The sequence below is a fragment of the Natrinema pallidum DSM 3751 genome (assembly GCF_000337615.1).
Lineage (GTDB): Archaea > Halobacteriota > Halobacteria > Halobacteriales > Natrialbaceae > Natrinema > Natrinema pallidum.
Genome location: NZ_AOII01000044.1, coordinates 38,290 through 57,726, shown reverse-complemented (window position 1 = coordinate 57,726; position 19,437 = coordinate 38,290). Strand labels below are relative to the sequence as shown.

Here is a 19,437-nt window from a genome sequence, read left to right as displayed (position 1 = left end):
ACTCCGATCGAGACGTCGCTCGGGCCGGCAGTCCTTATGTGCCGCCGTCGTCGGCCATCGGGCCGTCGACAGTCACTTCGACGGTGAGCTCGCGATCCGCCACGTCCGTTGGCGGCTCGAGGTAGCCGATCGCGTACCCGGTGTAGGCGATGCCCCGCTCGAGCGTCACGTCGAACGAAGCCACGGCCTCCGTCCCGCCTGTCGGCCTGACCGAGAGGGTGTTCTGGCCGGCGGGAACCGGAACGTAATCGGTCGAGTCGGTAAACGAGACGTCTTCGAAGAGCAGGGTGTCGTCGGCGTAGACGTCGACAGCGGGTGCGTCGGGCGAGGCGTGGACGAGACGGACGAGTACCGATCCGGCGTCTACCAACACCGCCGGCTGGAAGGTATCGGCACCGAACTCGCCGATCGCGGCGACGGTGTAGAACGCAGCGCCGAACGTCACCTCGCCCTCGAACGCGACCGTCTCCCGATCGCCGGCGGCCGTAATCGTCACCGTGTACGTTCCCGGCTCGATCTCGAGGTACGGCGAGACGTCGCCGTAGGCGACGTCCGCGAGCACGCGATCGTCGTCGATGTAGACGTCGACGTTCGGTGCATCCGGTGAGAAGTGCGCGATCCGGACGGCCGCGCCCGGAGCCATGTCATCGGTCGGTTTCTCGTCGGCGGTCGACCGTTCGTCGTGTTCGTGTTCACCGGCGGCCAGAACGGTTCCACCCGCTGCAGTCAGTCCACCCGCGATCCCCATCGTTTTCAGGGCAGTTCGTCGTGTTACTGGCATGATGCACCCGAATCGGGGGACTACGGTCGAAAAAAGCCGAGAGTTCGTCTCACGAGTAGTGCTGACGTTTCCGATCCGTGACGGTCGCGTATACGTTCCCTGTTGCCGGAAGGACGCGCGTATCGCGACGCGGCAACGGTCTGATGGAACCTACAGCCGCCGATTGGACCTCCGCCTCCCCGTCGTTTCGGGACCGACCGGACGTGGCCATTGCTCGCCCAATCGTTATGCATCGGGTCGGAGAGGTGATGCCTATGACGGAGCAACTCCAGCGGGCCCGCGACGACCTCGAGGAAGCGGCGAAGTCGGCCGACAGCGACGACGTTCGGGAAGACATTCACGAAACGACGGACGCGTTCGCCGACTACGCGATGGGCGACACCACACCGGATCACGCGATCCTCGACGAGCGACTCAACACGCTCCGGCAGGTCCGCGAACGGGCGGACGGTGACACCGCGGACAAGGTGGAATCGGCGATCGAAACGGTCGAAGACTATCGCGAAACCGTCGATCAAGCGTAATGACGGCACCCACGGGCCAGTCCCCGTCTTGCGAACGACCCACACCGTCGACATCGGCAGTCGTCTCCGCGAGCAACTCGTCGAAGCGATCCTGATCGACGACTGCCCCGCGTTCGCTCGCGTCGACTTCCTCTCGAAACATAGATTTATCAATAGCTCACAGACACGAGGGTATGACTGGTGACGGTCCACCGGACGGTACACGATGATCAGCGCGGAGCTATCGGGGGGCGTGCTGGTGGTGTTCGGACTCATCGCCGTCGCCCTCGTCCTGTTCGTTTCCGAACTCATTCCCAACGACGTGACGGCGATCGGGATCATCGTCTCGCTGGCGGCACTCGAGCCGCTGACCGGCGTGGGCCACCGGGCGGCGATTTCGGGGTTCGCCAACACCGCGACGGTGACGATCATCGCAATGTACATGCTCAGCGCGGGTATCCAACGGACGGGCGTTGTCCAGCGGCTCGGTCTCTCGCTCGCTGCGTTCACGGACGGCGACGAAACCCGGGCGCTGGCGGCGACGATCGCCACGACGGGGCCGATCGCGGGCTTTATCAACAACACGCCGGTCGTCGCGATCTTCATTCCGATGATCTCCGATCTCGCCAAGAAGACCGGCATCTCGCCGTCGAAACTGCTCTTGCCACTCTCGTACGCGGCGATCCTCGGCGGCACACTGACGCTCGTCGGCACCTCGACGAACCTGCTGGCGAGCGAGTTCGCCGCCAGCCTGCTCGATCGGGGGCCGATCAGCATGTTCGAGTTCTCGGGGCTCGGACTCATGATCCTGGTCGTCGGCTTGGCATACCTCATGACCGTCGGCCGGTGGCTGACGCCCGCACGTATCCCGGTCGACGCGGACCTCGTCGAGGAGTTCGATCTCGAGGACCACCTCACGCAGGTCCGCGTCGACGCCGATTCGACGCCGGTCGGCCTCACGGTCGCGGAATTCGAGGAGCGGATTGGGACGGACGTGCGCGTGCTCCAGCACCGTCGGGACGGGAGCCACGAAGCCAGCCCTGCGGAAAACGAGCGTGTGTTCGAGTACGATGGCGACGACGAACTCGAGTCGAACAGCGACGCCGCTTCGGAGGCCGGCGTCGACGGGGCGGAGCGTGAGACGCAGCCCCACGGCGAGAGAGCCGTCGAATCACGACGCGACGTGAACGCAGCGGGCCAGCAGCGTGTCCGGGAGGGCGAACCGACCGCAGTGCTCGAGTCGGGCCGGCGGATCCGTGAGGGTGACGTACTCACGGTACACGGCACGCTGCAGGCAGTCAATCGATTCGTCGAGCGCCAGAACCTGCGGCAACTCCATCGTGAATCCGTCACCGAGGAGACGTTCGACGAATCCACAGGCGAGGAGCAACTCGCAAAGACGATCGTCCCGATCGATTCGCCGTTCGTCGGGAAGACGCTCTCGGAGACGCACCTGCGGCAGTTCTACCAGTTGACTGTGCTCGCGATCCGTCGCGACGGCGAACTGCTCCGGACCGATCTCGAGGAGCGGACGCTCGAGACAGGCGATCTCCTCCTGGTCCAGACGCTTCCCAGCACGCTCGAGTACGTGACCGAAACCGGCGATCTCGTCGTGGTCGAAGACGATGCCTACGACCGACTGCTCGAGGAGGAGGTCGAGGAAATCGCGCCGCTGTCGCCGAAGACGCCGGTCGCGCTCGCCATCATGGCCGGCGTGGTCGGTACCGCCGCGCTCGGTCTCATCTCCATCGTTATCGCGGCGTTCGCCGGAGTCTTCCTTATGATCGTGACCGGCTGTCTGTCGACGAGCGAGGCGTACGATGCCGTCTCGTGGAACATCGTGTTCCTGCTGGCGGGCGTGATCCCCCTCGGTGTCGCCCTCGAGGCGACCGGCGGCTCGGAGGTCATCGCCGGTGGACTGGTCGCCACTGCGGACGTTCTCCCGCTCGTCGCAGTCCTGTTACTGTTTACCATTGTGACCGGGCTGCTCGCGAACGTCATCACGCCGGTCGCGACGGTGGTCCTGATGATCCCCGTCGCGGTCGACGCTGCGGGGAGTCTGGGCGCAGCACCGTTTTCCTTCCTCCTCGCAGTGATGTTCGCCTCCGCGACCTCCTTCATGACGCCGGTGGGGTACCAGACGAATCTGATGGTCTACGGTCCCGGCGGGTACAAATTCACCGACTTCCTGAAAGTCGGCGGGCCGCTCCAGTTACTGCTCGCGATCGTGACGACAGTCGGAATCGCCTACATCTGGGGCGTCTGAGGAGATCGTCCCGAACCGCCTTCGGCCGAAGATCACTCGAGCCGCTCCAGCACTGCCGCTTTTTCGTAGGACAACGTGAGCGACCGCGAGCGACCCCGTCCCTCGACGTCCGCGTAGTCGGCGTCGATGAGTCCGAGCTGGTCGAGTTTGTTGACGATCTCGGAGTAGCGGGTGTAGCCCAGCTCGGTCCGATCGTGGAAGGCGTCGTAGACCTCGCCGGCCTGTTCGCCGTCGTGTTCGGCGATGACCTCGAGCAGCGTCCGCTCGGTGTCGGTGAGCCCCGAAAGGCTCCGCGAGAGGTTGATGTACTTGGACTTCTCGTAGGCGTCTTCGACGTCCTGGTGCTCGACGGTGCGACTGGCCCGCATCTCCGCGTTCAGCCCGGCGCGGCGCAACAGGTCGATACCGACACGGAGATCGCCGCTCTCGGCGGTGAGTTCGGCGACGTACTCGAGCGTGTCCCGATCGATGACGCCGTCGTTGAAGCCGCGCTTGACGCGCTCGGCGAGGATGTCGACGATTTCGGGCTGGTCGTAGACCGGGAAGTAGACGTCCTCCGGGCGGAAGACGCTCTGGACCCGGGAGTCGAGGTCGTCGATCACGTCGAGTGCGGGGTCGGAGGAGACCACGACGACGCCGATTTTCGCACCGGGGTACTCTTCGTGGGCGCGCAGAAGCGAGTAGAGCGTGTCCGAGGCCTCGTTCTCGTAGAAGAGATAGTTGATGTCGTCCAAGGCGACGACCAGTACCTTGTCCTCCTCGACGAGTTTCTCGGCGATCTGGCCGAACAGCTTCTTGAACGAGATCCCCGAGGAGGGGGGCTCGTAGTCGAACGTCCCCTCGAACAGCCGGGAGAACACCGAGTAGCGGGTGGCGTTGACCTGACAGTTGACCCGGATCGTCCGAACCTCGCTCGTCTGGGCACCGACCTCGTCGAACAGTTTCTGGATCGCCGTCGTCTTCCCGGTTCCGGGCGGGCCACGAACGACGACGTTCAACGGCCGCGACCCCCGCACCGCCGGGCGCAGCGCGTACGTCAGACTCTGGGTCTGGCCCTCGCGGTGCTTGAACGTCTCGGGAACGTAGTCGATTTCGAAGACGTGCTCGTTTCTGAACACGGATTCGTCCCACGACAACATCCCCTCATCGGGGTCGTCTCCCATCACTTTCACCCTGCTTCCGCAGCGTCTTAACCCTTCGGTGGACCCACAACGTCGAGCACCTGTGCTGTATGTTATGTTTTTACAGAGCCACAATACTTACTGTGCAGTATATTCATTTCGGTAGCAGCATGGCATCACCGACCCCACCGGATGCGATCCCGGACTTCCTGATCGAACAGTTCGACGATCTCTCTCCGGAAACCCTGCGGGGCACCGCGGACTACGCGCGAGAGGAGACGTACCTCGCGCCCGACGAGATGCCTGATAAAATAAAGGAAGCGTTCGTCCTACAGGACGACGACACGGTGGCGGCGGTCGCGGACTACGCCGACGAACTCGCCGCGTTCTTGGAGGCACGGGATGCCGACTCGCTCAGAGGGACCGTCGCCAACGCGAGTGGCGGCGACGAGTCGTGGGGACACCGACGGATTCTACAGTGGCACGAGTAACGACGGTGGGCCACGAACGCGGACGAAGCGACGCCGGTCGGGGGATGTCAGGTCGAGCAGATCGAGACGCACGGGCCGCCACGCCGGGCCGATCGTCGCCGAGGTAAACGGAGCATCACACGGTCGTTTCCCGCCGGCTACCCGGCGCGCAGAGTCAGGGCCCTCGGCGACCGCACCGGCCGATGGAGCGACCGGCCAGTCGCTGGAGCAGGCCCCGGGCACGGTCGACTATCGGCTCGAGAACCGGGTTCGCGGTGACGGCGACGTACGCCGGCATGGGGTCGTATCGGCCGGTTTCGAGGGCATGGAGCGCCGCCGCCGTCGCCCGATGGTTCCCGTCGGCGACGAACCACGGGGTTGCGCCGCGTCTGGTCCGGACGATCAGCGGGTCGAACCGCGTTCCGGCGGCCAGCTCGTCGCGGTAGGTTCGGATCGCCTCGGCGTCGATACCCGCTGCGTCGAGCGGATCGATCCCCTCGGTGTGGACCCGCTCGGCCACGCCGAAGAGGGTGCCGTCCGTAGAGACGTCCCGCCACAGGAGGTCGTCCGGCCCGTCTACCGGACGAAGAGCGACGAAGCGGTCCCGATCGAGGACGAGTCGGTACCACCGGATCGGTTGCTCGCGCCAGAGGAACGCAGCCGCTCCCGGCTTCGCCGAGAGGAGCGCGTCGAGCAGCGCCGTCGCGTTCGTTGGGACCGTCCCCGAATCGACGACACCAGCGTTGCGTTCGATCTCCCGTGCGAGCCAGTCCCGGAGTACGCGCTCCTCGGGGACCCGGACGGGCAGTCGGCGTTCCAGTGGCGGCGACTCCGAAATGGGACTGTCGCTCGAGGCGTCTATGCGAGACACGAGCCGTTCCGGACGATCCCTACGATGGTGCGCGGCATATAGCTGGGGCCGGGGCCGAACGGACACGGCACGGGGACGGGGAGTCAGCTAGCGGCGCGACTGAACCGAGTCGCGCACTGATCGCACACCCGTCGTGCGAGCGGGTGGGCAGCCACCGCAGTCGAGACGACAGCGCCCATACATTATACCGATGGACATGGTACGGGGGGGAGTGACCGTGACCGAAACGCAGGTAACGTTGATCCAGATCGACAACTACGGGCCGTGGACGGTGTCGCCATCGCCGAGACGGGAACCGGACCTGCAGACGCTCCAGTCCCGGCTGTACGCGGACCTCTCACAACTCGTCGCCCATTACGACGGCTACGTGTTTTCCACGCGATTCGATAACATGATCGCCGTCACCAACGGGATCGACCTGGCGGGTCACCGACGCATTCAGGCTGCCGTCCGCAACCGCTATCCCGTGACGGTGAGCCTCGGTGTCGCCACGGGGTCCTCGCCGCGGGAGGCGGTCGGCGAGGCGACGGCGACGCTCCAGGCGGCCGGGAGCGCCCAGGACAGCGACCGGACCGAAATCCTGCGCGGCGAGCCGCTGTGCGAGGACGGGTCCGTCCAGATCGCCCACTTCGACGTCAACGACGCGACGAGCCGGTACACCGACGAACTCAACGCGTTCGACGTGTTCCGGCACATCGACCGCGGGTATTCGGCGCTGCTCGAGTACATGTACGACGCCCACGACTCGCTGTCGTTTTTCATCGGCGGTGACAACGTCATCTCGGTAACCCCTGGTCTCGACCGGGCGGCGTTCGTCGAGACGATCGAGCACGTCGATGAGGCGGCGGGGATCGAACTCAAAGTCGGCGTCGGCCGCGATCGCACGGCCGGCGACGCCGGAATGGCGGCCAAGGAGGCGCTCGAGCGCTGCCGGAACCGGGGGACTCGCGTCGAAATCGGCACCGGTGAGAGCGCGGGGAGGGCGTAATCCGATGGCGGCCCAGTCGGTGTACTTCACGGGTCCCCGTGAGGTCGACGTTCGGGAGACGGCGGTCCCCGACCCCGGCCCGGACGAACTCGAGGTGACGGCGACGGTATCGGCCATCAGCCCCGGGACGGAGCTGTTACTCTACCGCGGGGAGATGGACCCGGAGATCGCCGCGGACGAGACGCTCGAGGCGTTGTCGGGGTCGTTCTCCTACCCGTTTCCGTACGGCTACGCGGTCGTCGGGACGGTGACCGCCGTCGGCGCGGCCGTGGACCCAGCGTGGCGCGGCGAGACGGTGCTCGCCTTCCATCCCCACGCCAGCGAGTTCGTCGTCGGAGTCGACGAGGTCAGCGTCGTGCCGGCCGACGTGCCGCCCGCGGCGGCGGCGTTTCTCCCGAACGTCGAGACGGCGGTCAACCTGGTTCTCGACGGCGGGCCGCGCATCGGCGAGCGGGCGGTCGTGTTCGGCCAGGGCGTCGTGGGGCTGTTGACGACGGCACTGCTGGCCGAAACGCCGCTCTCGTCGCTCGTGACCGTGGACTGCTACGAGGAGCGACGACGGCTCTCGGCGGCGTTCGGGGCGGACCGGAGTCTCGAGCCCGACGGAACGGACCCGATCGCGGCGCTCCACGAACGGCCGACAGCGCCCGCCCGACCGGGGTCGCCATCCGGGCGGACCGACGGGGACCAGCCCCCGCGCCGGGCGGACCTGACCTACGAACTCTCGGGCAACCCCGCGGCACTCGACGCCGCCGTCGATGCGACCGGATACGGAGGCCGCGTCGTCGTCGGGTCGTGGTACGGGACCAAGACGGCCGAACTCTCGCTCGACGGGCGGTTCCACCGGAGCCGCATCCGGCTGATCAGCAGCCAGGTAAGTACCATCGCCCCGGAGCGGCGCGGGCGCTGGACCGTGGCGCGCCGGCTGGCGACCGCGTGGCGACGGCTCGAGGGCCTCGAGACCGACCGGCTGGTCACCCACCGCGTCCCGATCGCGGACGCCCCGAAGGCCTACGAACTGCTGGACGAGCGTCCGGACGAGACCGTGCAGGTGTTGTTGACGTACTGATCCCCACGACCCGATCGACTGTGCGCCGTCGGCGCGGGTCGAGCCGTGCTGCCTCGTCCCACCCCAGGTTTTAGTTGCCATACGTGGTCCGACGGGGTATGTATACGGTGACAGTCACCCGAGAGTTCGTCGCCCAACACTGGCTCACGGTCCCCGATCCCGGTCCCGAGGGAGCCCTCCACTCCCATCACCTGACGGTGGAAGTCGAGGTCGAGGGCGACCAGCTCGGCGAGTACGGCTACCTCGTCGATATCGACGACCTCAAAGCGGTCGTCGACGCGCTGGTCGACCGCTACCGGGACGCGACGCTCAACGACCTCCCGGAGTTCGAGGGGCGCAACCCGAGCGTAGAGCACTTCTCGCGGTGCTTCGCCGAGCGGGTCGCCGACGGGATCGAGACCGACCGTCTCGACGCCGTCGCGGTGACGACGTGGGAAGAGGACGCGGCGGCCGCCTCCTACGCTGCGAGCGTCTGATTCGATGCGGCTGGGAGTGATCGTCTACGACGGACTCGAGGAAACGTCCGGCGGCTATCGCTACGATCGACGGCTCGTGGCGGGACTTCGCGACCGGGGCCACGAGGTCACGGTCGTCACGATCCCGAGAGGGCGCTACGGGGCGAACCTGGTCGATAACGTCTCCAGGGACATCGCCGCCGAACTGGCTGCGCTCGAGGTCGACGTGCTGTTGCAAGACGAACTCTGTCACCCGTCGCTCGTCGGACACAACCGCCGGCGCGACGACGCCACGCCGATAGTCTCGGTCGTCCACCACCTCCGGTGTCGGGAGCCCCGGGCAGCGTGGCGAAACGCGTGCTACAGGGCGATCGAGCGGCGCTATCTCGAGACCGTCGACGCGTTCGTGTACAACAGCGAGACCACCCGGGAAACAGTCGAGGCGCTCGTCGGACCGACGCAGGGCGTCGTCGCGTACCCCGGCAGAGACCACGTCGAGCCGGATATCACGCGGGCGGGAATCCGGACGCGCGCTCACGATTCCGGCCCGTTGCGACTCGTCTTCGTGGGGACGCTCGTCGAGCGGAAGGGGCTCCACACGCTGCTCCGAGGACTGGCCGCTCGCCCGGCCGACGAGTGGACCCTGACCGTCGTCGGCGACCCGACGGTCGATCCGGAGTACGCCCGGCGCATCGGCCGGCTGATCGACGCGCTGGGCGTCGCGGAGTCGGTGACGGTCGCAGGCCGACAGCCCGACGCGGCGCTGGCGTCGACGCTGCGTGAGAGCCACGTCCTCGCCGTCCCCTCCGGCTACGAGGGGTTCGGCATCGTCTACCTCGAGGGGATGGGGTTCGGACTGCCGGCGATCGCCGCAGCCGCGGGCGGCGCGAGCGAGGTCGTGACCGACGGAAAGACGGGGATACTGGTTCCACCGGGCGAGCCGCGGGCCGTGACGGACGCGATACGGTCGCTCGCGACGGATCGCGATCGCCTCGCGGAGATGGGACGTACCGCCCGGGACGCCTACGACGCTCATCCGACCTGGGGCGAGACCGTCGACCGCGTCGCATCGTTGACGACTCGACTCCGCGACGGCGCGAGGGTGCCCCCATGACGCCCGAGGTTACGACGCCGCGACCCGAGGAGGGAAAGACGTGACCGAGCCCGACCGCTACTCGTTTCGGCGCTACCTCGACGCCAAACGGACCGTCGACCGTCGCGCCCGGAATCGGCGTGTCGCGGCGGCGTTCCGCCGTTCGCTCGCGGCGATCGACGAGCCCGTCGAACTCTGCGAGATCGGTGCCGGGACGGGGACGATGATCGAAACGGTCCTCGAGTGGACGCCCGACACCGAGGTTCGGTATACGGCCATCGACGCCGACCCGACCCTCGTCGACGCCGCGACTGACCGCATCGCCGACCGCGCGGCGGATCGGAACCGCGAACCCGACCGCTCGGGCGAGCCGGTCCGCATCGACCGTGACGGAGCGGCGTTCGAAGTCGAGTTCCGCGTGGAAGACGCACTCGCCCACCTCGCGGCTCACGCGGGGGCCTACGATGTCGTCGTCGCCCAGGCCTTCCTCGATCTGACGGCCGTACGGACGGCGCTGGAAACGATCGCCGACGGGCTTTGCCCGGGCGGAATCGCCTACTTCCCGATCACGTTCGATGGTGTGACATCGCTGTTACCTCCGGTCGACGCCGATCTCGAGGACCGCATCGAACGGCGGTTTCACCGCCGGATGGACACGACCGAGAAGGTCGGCGGCGAGACTGGTGACAGCACCGCCGGCCGCCACCTCCTCACGGCGGTCCCGGCGACCGGTGGCCGGATCGTCGCGGCCGGCGGCTCCGACTGGGTGGTCCGGCCGACCGAGGGCGGCTACGAGGGCGACGAAGCGTACTTCCTCCATCACATCGTCGACACCATCGAATCCGCGCTCGTGGCGGACGGAGCAATAGCCGCCGAGCGAGTCGGTGCGTGGGCGGCGGCTCGTCACGAACAGGTCGACGCGGAAGCCCTCGTCTACCTCGCCCACCAGCTAGACGTCCTCGCCAAGTGGCCGGAAACAGCGTAGCGGGCGATCCGCGCCAGCGGCGGCCCCGCCCCGGTTATACGGCGTTCGGCCTCGTAGCTCGAGCCATGCACTGGTCCCGGCGACGCGATCTCGAGGGCGGCAAGGAACTGGGTATCTGGCTCCTCGTCGACGACGGGACGGTCGAAGCGGAACTGTACGTCGAAAGCCACGAGTACCGCGGCGGCGGGTTCGACGTCTACACCGCCACTCCGGACGGGGAGTGGACGCACGAAGGCGAGTTCGAGGACGCCGAGGCCGCCTTCGAGCGGGCGCTCGACGTGATCGGCGAGAGCCCCCATCCGTCGGCGGCTCCGTAGTCGGCCGGGCCGAGACGCGACCGCTACTCGAACTTCTCCAGCAGGGCCCCGTAGAACGCGCTGTCGTGTTCGCCAGCCAGTTTCTCGACGATCAACTCCGGCGTCGACCGCGCGAGGTGGTCTTTGACCGGCGAGCGATTCACCTCGAGTTCCCCATCCACGAGTCCGACGGCTTCGATCCCGTCGACGGTCACGTCGAAGTCGGCCATCTCGCGGATCTCGTCGGCCAGATGTGAGACGAACACCGCCGTCGCCCCGTTTTCGGAGAGCGCTTCGAGGATGCCCGCGATGATCCTCGCCGACGCGCCGGGTTCGGTGATGCTCTCGAGTTCGTCGACCAGGACGAGCGAGCCCTCGCCGCCCTGTGCGAGATCGGCGAACGCCCGGACGGTCGACTCGAACGCTCCCGCATCCAGGGTACCCTGGGTCTTCGCGTGGTAGTGCAGATCGTCGAACCGCCGCAGTCGGACGCGTTCGGCGGGGACGGGCAATCCCATATGTGCCAGTACGACCACGCTCGCGACCAGATCGAGCGTGGCGGTCTTGCCGCCGCTGTTGACCCCCGAGAGCAGGGCGACGCCCGACACCTCGTAGTCGACGGGATCGATTCGCTCGAGCGGTTCGTCGAGTACGGGCGAGCGACCGCCCTCGATCGCGAAGCCGACGCCCGCGGCGGTCTCGTCTTCGACAGCGGCCGGTTCGACGACCGTCGGCATCGTACACGCGAAGTCGTCGGCGAAGCGGGCGATCGCGAGTTCGACATCCAGTTCGAGGGCGTCACGGACGAGTCGGCGAGCCCCCTCGCGCCGGTCGGCGAGGTCCGCCGCGAGGTCGCGTTTGAGCCTGCCCGCGCGCCGTTCCTTGGCCGCCGTCAACTCCTCGCGCAGTCGGCCGATCACGTCCTCGTCGCGCTCGACCGGAAACGTCGGCTCGTCGCTGAACGCGCGGCGAGCGATCTCGCTTTCCCCCTGGTCGAGATCGAGCGCGTCGACGAGGTGGTCGCGGGCCGCCGCGACCGCGCGAGCGTACTCGTCGGCGAGTTCGCGGGACAGCAGCGAGTCGACGCCGGCCCCGCGCTCGACCAGCGACAGCAGGTCCGACCCCTCGATCGTCACGTCCTGCTCGCGGATCGCCGCCCGAAGCTGATCGTTGGCGACGCCCTCGGCCGCACTCGCCGCCGCGTCGAGGTCGTCGATCGCCGTCGTCAACCGGTCGAGTTCGTCGTCGCCCGCGACCGTCCCGTCTTCCGTCAGCCGCGAGAGACCGTCCTCGAGCGCTGCGAGATCGCAGGGTGCCTCGAGATCGGCGGCCCGGTGGACCGCGATGGCGGCCTGCAGTCGGTCGCGGTTGCGCGCGAAGAACGCGAGCGGCCGCTCGGGGACCACCTCGGCCGGGGTCTCGAGGGCATCGGGCCGGACCTGCACGTCCCCATCGAGGGTGACGCCGGCGAAGGACTCGTCGAGGGCGATCACCGTCGAGTACCCCCGCGCGAGTTCGGCCAACCCCTGCGCGTCCTCGACGACCTCGACGGAGAGTTCCGGAATCATCTCCCGGGCCTCGCTGTAGCGCTCGGCGTCGGTCGTCGCCAGACATCGCTCGCGAACCCGCACGTCGCCCGGCTCCCGAAGCGGCGCTACCCCCTCGAGCGCCGCGAGCACGTCGGGGTCGGGATCGCGCTCGAGGGCTTCGCGGGCGAACGCCTGCACTTCCGCGATGCGTGACCGGCAGGGACTCGGATAGATGGTCGCGAGTCGCTGGGCGGCGTAGTCGGTGACCGTCCGCGCCTCGAGCAGCGAGCGAACCGTCCGGTAGACCTCGCGGGCGCGGTCGGTCGCGAGGAAGCCGCCGGGATCGTCGTGCTCGAGTCGGATCGCGCCGCGGGCGATCCGGGCGGCCCGGCCCTGGGAAATCCCCGGCGCGGTCGCGATCGTCGCCACGTCGCCCGTCCGCAGCGCGCGCTCGGGATCGTCGAGTTCGGACAGCGCTCGGGCCGTCTTCTCGCCGACGCCCGGAATCGACTCGAGGTCCATGGTCTCGAGGTGCGTATCAAACCGAAGCGAGAAAAACCTCCCGCCCCGGCGGTTCGTGACCGATGTGATAGCTCGGCACATGATTCCCGGAGGCGACCGCCACAGCGGCCGGCGCTGTCGGCGATCGCCAAGACGACCCGCCTGGAACGCGAGCATGGTCGACGAGCAACGCGCGCTGACGGCGTTGTCGCACTTTTATACGCCCCCACGTCGCCCATTCGAGCATGCAGCCGAAACGACAGCCCCGTCCGGTGGGCGCGACCCGGCGGCGTCGAGTGCGACCCGTCCGCGACTCGAGGCAGCTATGCCAGGAGCGAACGCATGGAGTATGAGCGATCCGACATCGCGGTCGATCGCCTCGAACTACTGCGAACCTACGGCTACGGGCTCTGTATGGGTGCCGCGGACGCCCTCCCGGGCGTTTCTGGCGGGACCGTCGCGCTCCTGCTTGGCTTCTACGGCCGACTGATCGCCGCGGTCACCGCGCTCACGCCCCGCCGAGCGATCGCCGTGCTCCGTGGCTACCGGCGCGAGAACCGGCCACGAGCACGGAAAGCGCTCCTCGAAATGGACCTGCAGTTTCTGCTCCCGCTGGGCGTCGGCGTGATCACCTCGGTCGTCCTCATCGCCGAACTCGTCTCATCGCTCGCGGAATCGAACCCGATCGCGATGTTCGGCTTCTTCACCGGGTTGATCGCCGCCTCGGCGATCACGCTCGGCCGGAGCCTCGCGTTCGACTCGCCGACCCGTATCGGTGCCGCAATCGTAGGGACGACGCTCGCATTGTTGGTCGCCGCCGATGTCGTCCACCTCCCCGGCAGCGGACCCATCGTCATCGTCATCGCCGGCGCGATCGCGGTCAGCGCGATGATTCTGCCCGGCGTGTCCGGCTCGCTGCTCTTGATCCTGTTTGGCCAGTACGTCTTCCTCTCGAGCGAGTTGAGCGCGTTCGTCCACGCGATCAGCGACCTACTCAGTGGCGGCTCGGTCGCGGCCGTGATCGATCCGGGAACGACCGTCGCCCTGTTCGTCGTCGGCGGTGCCGTCGGCCTCGTTACGATCGCCCGCGTCGTCCGCACCGCGCTGGCCCGCAACCGCGGGCTGACCCTCGTCTTTCTGGTGAGTCTCATCGCCGGCTCGGTCCCCGCTCCCCTGCACAACATCGGGGACATGCACGCCTGGACCACGGAGACGATCGCGCTGACGGCCGCGTGGGCCGCACTCGGCGCGATCGCCCTGTTCGCCCTCGAGCACCTGGTCGGCGGGTTCGAGCCGGAATAAGCGGGTCTCGCCCCGGACTTGCCAGCGAGTTCCGGGCTTAGTCGCCGAACGCGACCGATTCGAAGCGTTCGTTCGCGAGGTCGTCGATCAGTGCCTCGATAGCCGCTCGCTTGTCGTCATCGAGGTCCGCGACCACGCCGACGCCGTGGCCGCCGCTTTTCGCCGTCCGCAGGGCGTTCTTGTTGCGTTTGCCGTCCGGATCGACACGAGGAGTTGCAGGTCCGTGAAGTGCTCCGGCGGGGATCGACGCGGCCCCTGCAGTCACAACGCGATCGGCCCCGGCTCGAGGCGCGCCGACCGGATCACCCCGAACGGCGTCTCGGTCGGCCCGGGCCGCCGTCGGCTCCCCGTCGACCGACCAGTAGCATTATTGATGCGATGTTAGTAGCTGGGATCGATGGTTCGATCCGCCCTGCAATCGTTCCCCCTGTTCCTCCGCGATCCGGCTGCGTTCTTCGACGAGCACGACCCCGCGACGACGCTCCCGATCGCCCTGATTCTCGTGGTCGGTCTGGCCGTCGCCCTCGGGCTCTCGACCGTCGCGGTGGGGTCGATGCTCGCCGGGTCGATGGACGCGACGGTAACGATGGACAACCCCGACCGGCCCCCAGAGTGGGCCTGCGAACAACACGGGTCCGGCCTGCCGGTCGACAATTGCGACGAACCCGCCACGATCGACCGCGACGCCGGGATGCTCGTCTCCGAGGCGGTAACTGACTACCTCGGATTCGCGGTGATCGTACCGTTCGTCCTCTGGGCACTCGGGAGCGTCGTCCTGTTCGGTGCCGCGCGACTCGCGGGCGGCGCGCCGTCCATCCGCGGGACGGTCGCGCTGGCCGGCTGGGCGTCGGACTCCTCGCGTTACGCCTCGCCATCGCGGACGTGACCATCACCGATCCCCAGCGGGGCGTGGCGGTCCTCGAGTCGGCGCTCGTTCCGATCGAGCCGTTCGTGGCGGCCGCGACCGTCCTTACCGTGCTCTGGCAGTGGTGTCTCCTCACCGGCGGGCTCGAACGAGCGGCGGCCCTCTCTCGCGCGGCCGCGGCGACGGCCGTCGGCGTGCCGCTTGGCATCTGGCTCCTGTTGGCACTCGTCTGAAGCGTCGCGGTGACACTCACCGTGAAGCCGTCCTCGACGACGAGCCGAGCGAGGCGGACGGTTAGTTGCCGTCGTCGTACTCGTACTCCCGGTCGGGGTTCTCGACACCCTCGGTGCGGGACCCGACCCAGGCACCGAGCGAGAGCCCGTATACGAGGTGGCCGGCGTGAAACAACGCGAGTTCGTCGGCCTCGAGACGGATATCGAGCAGTGCGTGCAGCATGACCTGTACGCCGAACGCGGACAGGACCATCCCGTAGATCGAGCCCCAGACGAGCCCGCGCCCTTCGGGTTCGATGGACCGGCCGGCGGTATACAGGGAGAACAGTCCGCCGAAGAGCGCGCCCGAGCCGACGCCGTAGAGCAGATGGAGGACGAGACCGGCGACCGGGTGGTCGTCCGGCTCGCCATCGGCGATGTACTGCGACCAGAAGTTCGCCGACGGCGGCAGCGATCGGAGAAGCGGGAGTCGGAACGCAGTCATCATCAGCGTCGCAACGAACCCGCCCTGAATCCCGCGGGCAACCGCGTCGGCGAGGTGTACCTCGCGGGAGTCGTCGTCGACATCGCTGGTGTGTCCCTCCGTGTCAGTGATCGAACGCAGTCGCCCCAATCGATCTGAGACAGCCATAGTAGTCCGGATGGCACTTCTACCACGGACGCCGTCTTAACCGTCCGGCACGCTGTTTACTGGTGGCCCCGTCATGGCCGTGAACGGACCGCCGGAGGCGGGTGGGGCTGGGACGATCGGAACAGCCGTCGACGGCTCGAGCGACCGCGGACAGCGCCACGGGTAGACAGCCGGAGGGCGGGACCGTGCCGACGACAACGCGCTTTTGCCCGTCGGACTCGACCCGAGTTCGTGACGGCGGTCGAGGCGAAACTCGAGGGCGCTCCCGGAGATGGCGGAACCGTCGGCGGAACGGACTGTCGGAGCGCGTGTGGATTCGCCGATCGGTCGGATTATAGCCGCGAATAGAAACGGGCAGCCAAAATATAACCGTGTTTCGCACGGAGAACCCACCATTGGTAGAGTGTGTGGACCTTCGTTCGATAATATTGCTCGTTGCGATACGAACGTATCGATAGGGTCGGTATCAGTGATCGATGGAAACCGACGTGCCGCCCGAGTGGACGACCGAAACGTGCCGGACGTACACGCCGGCCGACACGGATCGGGAACTGCAGTATCGGACGTATCTCCACGAGTCAGGGGATCTGCGGCTGAAGGTCGCGCCCGCCTCGCTCGATGGCGAGGATCATCCCGGCTACGCGCTGACGGCGACGAGCTATCCGGGGCTCGATCTCTCCGAGACGGTCCGGGTTAGAACCGTCCTGATGTTCGACCGGTGTACCCGGATCGCCGGCCATTTCATGGACCTGTTCTCGGCCAGCTACGACGGCCCCGGCTCGCTCGAGGACGCGCTTGACTACGCCTACGAGCGGACCCGCAAGCATCGGTGACCGCCGGCTCGAGCGCGGTCGCAAGTTTCCGTGCCCCAACCTCGGAACACGACTCGAAGACGCCTCACTCGATTTCGAGCGCGTCGCCGCCGTCGTCCGTCCCGTCGGTTTCGTCCCACTCGAGTTCGAACTCGACGCTCAACTCGCCCGGGCCGTCGGCCGGCCCCTCCCGTTCGGCTTTGACCTCGAAGGTGGGCCGGGCGGGCGGCTCGAGCGTCACGGAGTCGGTCCCCGCTGTGAGCGTGATCGACTCGCCGTCCTCCAAGTTGTCCGCGACGCGACGGAGCAGCGACGCGATTTCGGCTCGGCTCCGATCGGTTTCCGATTTGAAGAGTACGTCTTCGGGCATCGGAGACAGTACGATCTAGGAACAGATAAAGACACGCTCGAGAATCGGGCCGAGTTTCGCGGGAGCGCGGAGCCGTCGGCGTCTCAGTCGTCCGATGGGGCCGCGGAGTCGTCGGCCGCTGGGGCCGCGGCGGAGTCACCCTCGGCGAAGGGGTACCACGACTGCTTGGCGTCGGCCATGTAGGGCGCTTCGAAGTCCGTCTCCTCGGGCACACAGAACTCGACGAGTTGCTCCTCGGCGGTGGCATCGACCCACTCGCGGAACGACTGGCCCCGGACGGCTTCTGCTCGCGGGCCCTGCCCGCTCGCACGGCTCGAGGCGCTTCGCGCCTCGCTGTCGCCGTCCTCCCGAGACTCCTCCGGAGTCTCGCACGCCCGGTGGGCCGCGTAGGCCTCGAGCAGGTTCCGGATCGCACCGGGCGCTTCATCGGCCGGCACGCGCTGTTGCACCCAGTCGATGAAGGAGGGGTTCTCGCCGACGCCGCCGCCGACGCCGATGTCGAAGGCCTCGACCATCTCGCCGTCCTTGCGGGCGCGCATCCCCTGTAGGCCGATATCGGCGGTCATCGCCTGCCCGCAGTCCGCGGTACAGCCGGAGTAGTGCATCTTGATCGTGCCGACGTCGTCGGGCAACTCGACGTTCTCGTTGAACCAGCGCAGCATGCGGGCCATCCGCGCTTTCGTCTCGGTCAGTGCGATCGAGCAGAATTCCGTTCCCGTACAGGCCATCGCGCCGCGCTCGAAGGGGCTCGGTTCGGCGGGGTACGTCTCGAGCAGCGGTTCCGCGAGTAGGGCCTCGAGATCGTCGGCCGCGACATCGACGATGACGGGGTTCTGACGCCGGGTGAGCCGGACCTCGCCGGAGCCGTACTCGTCGGCGAGATCGGCCAGTTCGATGGCGTCTTCGGCCGGGAGCCGGCCGACGGGTACGCTCAGGCCGACGTAGTTTCCCCCGTCTTTCTGGTCGCCGACGCCGACGTGGTCATGCTGGCCCGCCTCGACCGGTTTCCCGGCGTTGTAGGTGTACTCCTCGCGGACGTCCTCGCCCGCGGTGTGCATCTCGAAGTCGACGTACTCCGCCTGGAGCGTCTCGCGGATCTTTGCCATCCCCCAGTCCTCGGCGAAGAACCGCGCCCGGTTCTTCGAGCGGTTCTGGCGGTCGCCGTAGTCGTGATACAACTCGACGAAGCCACGGCCGACCTCGTAGGCGTTCTCCGGGCGGACAAAGACGTCGAGCGGCGTCGCGGCGCGGGGCTGGCGACCGCCGAGTCCGCCGCCGATCCGGACGTTGAACCCGCGGACTTCCTCGCCACCGTCGGACGAGTCCGACGAGCCTCCGGCTTCGCCGGAGACCCCGATCTCCTTGGTCGCCGGCTCGAACCCGATGTCGTTGAGCGAGTCCTGTGCGCAGCCGACCGTACAGCCCGACACGCTGATGTTGAACTTCCGGGGCATGTTCGCCAGCGCGTCGTCCGTGCGAAGTTCCTCCTCGAAGCGCTCGAGCAGGGGACCCGCCGCGACGAACTCTTCGGCTTTCCCGTGGAGCGGACAGCCCGAGATGTTGCGCATCGTGTCCCCGCCCGCCGAGCGAGAGTGGACGCCGACCGACTCGAGTTCCTCCCAGATTTCGGGGACGCCCTCGAGTTCGAGCCAGTGGAGTTGTACCGACTGGCGCGTCGTCAGGTCGATCCAGCCGTTGCCGAACTCGGGGTTCGCGACGGGGCCGTTGGCGTACTCGCGGGCGACCTCGCCGATCGCCCGGAGCTGGCCGGGCTCCAGAACGCCGCTGGCGTTAGTCAGCCGCATCATGAAGTACGATTCCTGCCCGTCGCGCTGGTGGAACAGCCCCCAGAACTTGAATCGGGTGAACCACGTGTCGCGTTCGTCCTCTGGGATGGCCTCGTAGCCGCCGTTCGCCGCGAACTCGAGGATGTGCTCGCGAACGTCGTCGCCGTAACAGCCCTCCTTGAGCGCTTCTTTGTTATGCGCCATCGGGACCCACCTCGTCGACCGTACGATCGGGGTTGAAACGCCGGGTTTGGCTTCCAAACATGCCGTAATACACGTTTCAAACCCATGTTCTTAAACTATATAACCATAATCGTTTACATATATTTGTTTTTGTGCCGGGTTCAGGGGCGGACGTGTCATCTCCAATGGGATATGGTCTGTATAAGGACGTACATCGCGAGTCGAACGGGCTCGGAATTGGGTATTTCAAGCGCTGCCGGCGTGGTTCGTCCGCCCGTGTGGCAGGTCGGTGCAGTGTTCCGGTCGGAGTTGGCGGCCGCGCGCGA

Annotated in this window: 22 protein-coding genes; 14 read left to right on the top strand and 8 right to left on the bottom strand. The window is 67.4% G+C overall.

Annotation, left to right across the window (positions count from 1 at the left end; translation table 11 throughout):
* Positions 1-34: 34 nt before the first annotated feature.
* On the bottom strand, positions 35-748 hold the full coding sequence (locus C487_RS07765; protein ID WP_006185165.1) for a DUF4397 domain-containing protein: 714 nt from the start codon (positions 746-748) through the stop codon (positions 35-37).
* 287 nt (positions 749-1,035) lie between these two features.
* Between C487_RS07765 and C487_RS07760 the strand changes: the two genes are divergently transcribed.
* The 3 genes from C487_RS07760 to C487_RS07755 are packed head-to-tail and all read left to right on the top strand — an operon-like array spanning position 1,036 to position 3,550.
* Entirely contained in the window at positions 1,036-1,305 is a 270-nt protein-coding gene (locus tag C487_RS07760) for a DUF7553 family protein (protein ID WP_006185164.1), read from the top strand.
* A 28-nt stretch (positions 1,306-1,333) separates the two neighbouring features.
* Complete coding sequence (locus C487_RS20630; protein ID WP_161605709.1) at positions 1,334-1,489, top strand: hypothetical protein; 156 nt, start codon at positions 1,334-1,336, stop codon at positions 1,487-1,489.
* 21 nt (positions 1,490-1,510) lie between these two features.
* Entirely contained in the window at positions 1,511-3,550 is a 2,040-nt protein-coding gene (locus C487_RS07755; RefSeq protein ID WP_006185163.1) for an SLC13 family permease, read from the top strand.
* 32 nt (positions 3,551-3,582) lie between these two features.
* On the opposite strand, the gene C487_RS07750 is transcribed toward C487_RS07755, so the two are convergent.
* Positions 3,583-4,713 (bottom strand): ORC1-type DNA replication protein, encoded by a 1,131-nt coding sequence (locus C487_RS07750; protein ID WP_006185162.1) that lies wholly within the window; start codon positions 4,711-4,713, stop codon positions 3,583-3,585.
* Between the two features lie 128 nt (positions 4,714-4,841).
* On the opposite strand from C487_RS07750, the gene C487_RS07745 reads away from it, so the two are divergent.
* A complete protein-coding gene (locus tag C487_RS07745) occupies positions 4,842-5,162 on the top strand; it encodes a hypothetical protein (protein ID WP_006185161.1) in 321 nt (106 codons plus the stop codon).
* Positions 5,163-5,316: 154 nt separating this feature from the next.
* Here the strand turns inward: C487_RS07745 and C487_RS07740 are convergent, their stop codons facing one another.
* Positions 5,317-6,012, bottom strand: a complete 696-nt coding sequence (locus tag C487_RS07740) for a hypothetical protein (protein WP_006185160.1) — start codon at positions 6,010-6,012, stop codon at positions 5,317-5,319.
* Positions 6,013-6,229: 217 nt separating this feature from the next.
* Here C487_RS07740 and C487_RS07735 point away from each other — a divergent pair, with 217 nt between their 5' ends.
* The 6 genes from C487_RS07735 to C487_RS07710 all read left to right on the top strand — a co-directional run bounded on the left by C487_RS07735 (position 6,230) and on the right by C487_RS07710 (position 10,919).
* Positions 6,230-7,000, top strand: coding sequence for a GTP cyclohydrolase IIa (locus C487_RS07735; protein WP_049908023.1), 771 nt, complete (start codon positions 6,230-6,232; stop codon positions 6,998-7,000).
* A 4-nt stretch (positions 7,001-7,004) separates the two neighbouring features.
* The gene (locus C487_RS07730; RefSeq protein ID WP_006185158.1) at positions 7,005-8,069 is read left to right on the top strand and encodes a zinc-dependent alcohol dehydrogenase; all 1,065 of its coding nucleotides are present in this window, start codon (positions 7,005-7,007) and stop codon (positions 8,067-8,069) included.
* 98 nt (positions 8,070-8,167) lie between these two features.
* Positions 8,168-8,545, top strand: coding sequence for a 6-pyruvoyl trahydropterin synthase family protein (locus C487_RS07725; RefSeq protein WP_006185157.1), 378 nt, complete (start codon positions 8,168-8,170; stop codon positions 8,543-8,545).
* 4 nt (positions 8,546-8,549) lie between these two features.
* Positions 8,550-9,638, top strand: coding sequence for a glycosyltransferase family 4 protein (locus C487_RS07720; protein WP_049908015.1), 1,089 nt, complete (start codon positions 8,550-8,552; stop codon positions 9,636-9,638).
* 40 nt (positions 9,639-9,678) lie between these two features.
* On the top strand, positions 9,679-10,602 hold the full coding sequence (locus C487_RS07715; protein ID WP_006185155.1) for a class I SAM-dependent methyltransferase: 924 nt from the start codon (positions 9,679-9,681) through the stop codon (positions 10,600-10,602).
* Between the two features lie 65 nt (positions 10,603-10,667).
* Entirely contained in the window at positions 10,668-10,919 is a 252-nt protein-coding gene (locus tag C487_RS07710; RefSeq protein WP_006185154.1) for a hypothetical protein, read from the top strand.
* Positions 10,920-10,942: 23 nt separating this feature from the next.
* Here the strand turns inward: C487_RS07710 and C487_RS07705 are convergent, their stop codons facing one another.
* Positions 10,943-12,949, bottom strand: coding sequence for a MutS-related protein (locus tag C487_RS07705; RefSeq protein WP_006185153.1), 2,007 nt, complete (start codon positions 12,947-12,949; stop codon positions 10,943-10,945).
* A gap of 321 nt (positions 12,950-13,270) precedes the next feature.
* Between C487_RS07705 and C487_RS07700 the strand changes: the two genes are divergently transcribed.
* A complete protein-coding gene (locus C487_RS07700; protein ID WP_006185152.1) occupies positions 13,271-14,230 on the top strand; it encodes a DUF368 domain-containing protein in 960 nt (319 codons plus the stop codon).
* Positions 14,231-14,267: 37 nt separating this feature from the next.
* Here the strand turns inward: C487_RS07700 and C487_RS20795 are convergent, their stop codons facing one another.
* Positions 14,268-14,495 carry a hypothetical protein gene (locus tag C487_RS20795; protein WP_006185151.1) on the bottom strand — a complete coding sequence of 76 codons (228 nt, stop codon included), beginning with the start codon at positions 14,493-14,495 and terminating at the stop codon, positions 14,268-14,270.
* A 132-nt stretch (positions 14,496-14,627) separates the two neighbouring features.
* Here C487_RS20795 and C487_RS07690 point away from each other — a divergent pair, with 132 nt between their 5' ends.
* Positions 14,628-15,116, top strand: coding sequence for a YIP1 family protein (locus C487_RS07690; RefSeq protein WP_006185150.1), 489 nt, complete (start codon positions 14,628-14,630; stop codon positions 15,114-15,116).
* Complete coding sequence (locus tag C487_RS21470; protein ID WP_006185149.1) at positions 15,113-15,328, top strand: hypothetical protein; 216 nt, start codon at positions 15,113-15,115, stop codon at positions 15,326-15,328. Before C487_RS07690 ends, C487_RS21470 begins: the two co-directional genes overlap by 4 nt.
* A 61-nt stretch (positions 15,329-15,389) precedes the next feature.
* Here the strand turns inward: C487_RS21470 and C487_RS07680 are convergent, their stop codons facing one another.
* Positions 15,390-15,959, bottom strand: a complete 570-nt coding sequence (locus C487_RS07680) for a hypothetical protein (RefSeq protein WP_006185148.1) — start codon at positions 15,957-15,959, stop codon at positions 15,390-15,392.
* A gap of 476 nt (positions 15,960-16,435) precedes the next feature.
* On the opposite strand from C487_RS07680, the gene C487_RS07675 reads away from it, so the two are divergent.
* Complete coding sequence (locus C487_RS07675) at positions 16,436-16,792, top strand: hypothetical protein (RefSeq protein WP_006185147.1); 357 nt, start codon at positions 16,436-16,438, stop codon at positions 16,790-16,792.
* Between the two features lie 64 nt (positions 16,793-16,856).
* Here C487_RS07675 and C487_RS07670 read toward each other — a convergent pair whose 3' ends face one another.
* On the bottom strand, positions 16,857-17,141 hold the full coding sequence (locus tag C487_RS07670; protein ID WP_006185146.1) for an amphi-Trp domain-containing protein: 285 nt from the start codon (positions 17,139-17,141) through the stop codon (positions 16,857-16,859).
* A gap of 83 nt (positions 17,142-17,224) precedes the next feature.
* On the bottom strand, positions 17,225-19,132 hold the full coding sequence (locus C487_RS07665) for a nitrite/sulfite reductase (RefSeq protein WP_006185145.1): 1,908 nt from the start codon (positions 19,130-19,132) through the stop codon (positions 17,225-17,227).
* Between the last annotated feature and the right edge of the window lie 305 nt (positions 19,133-19,437).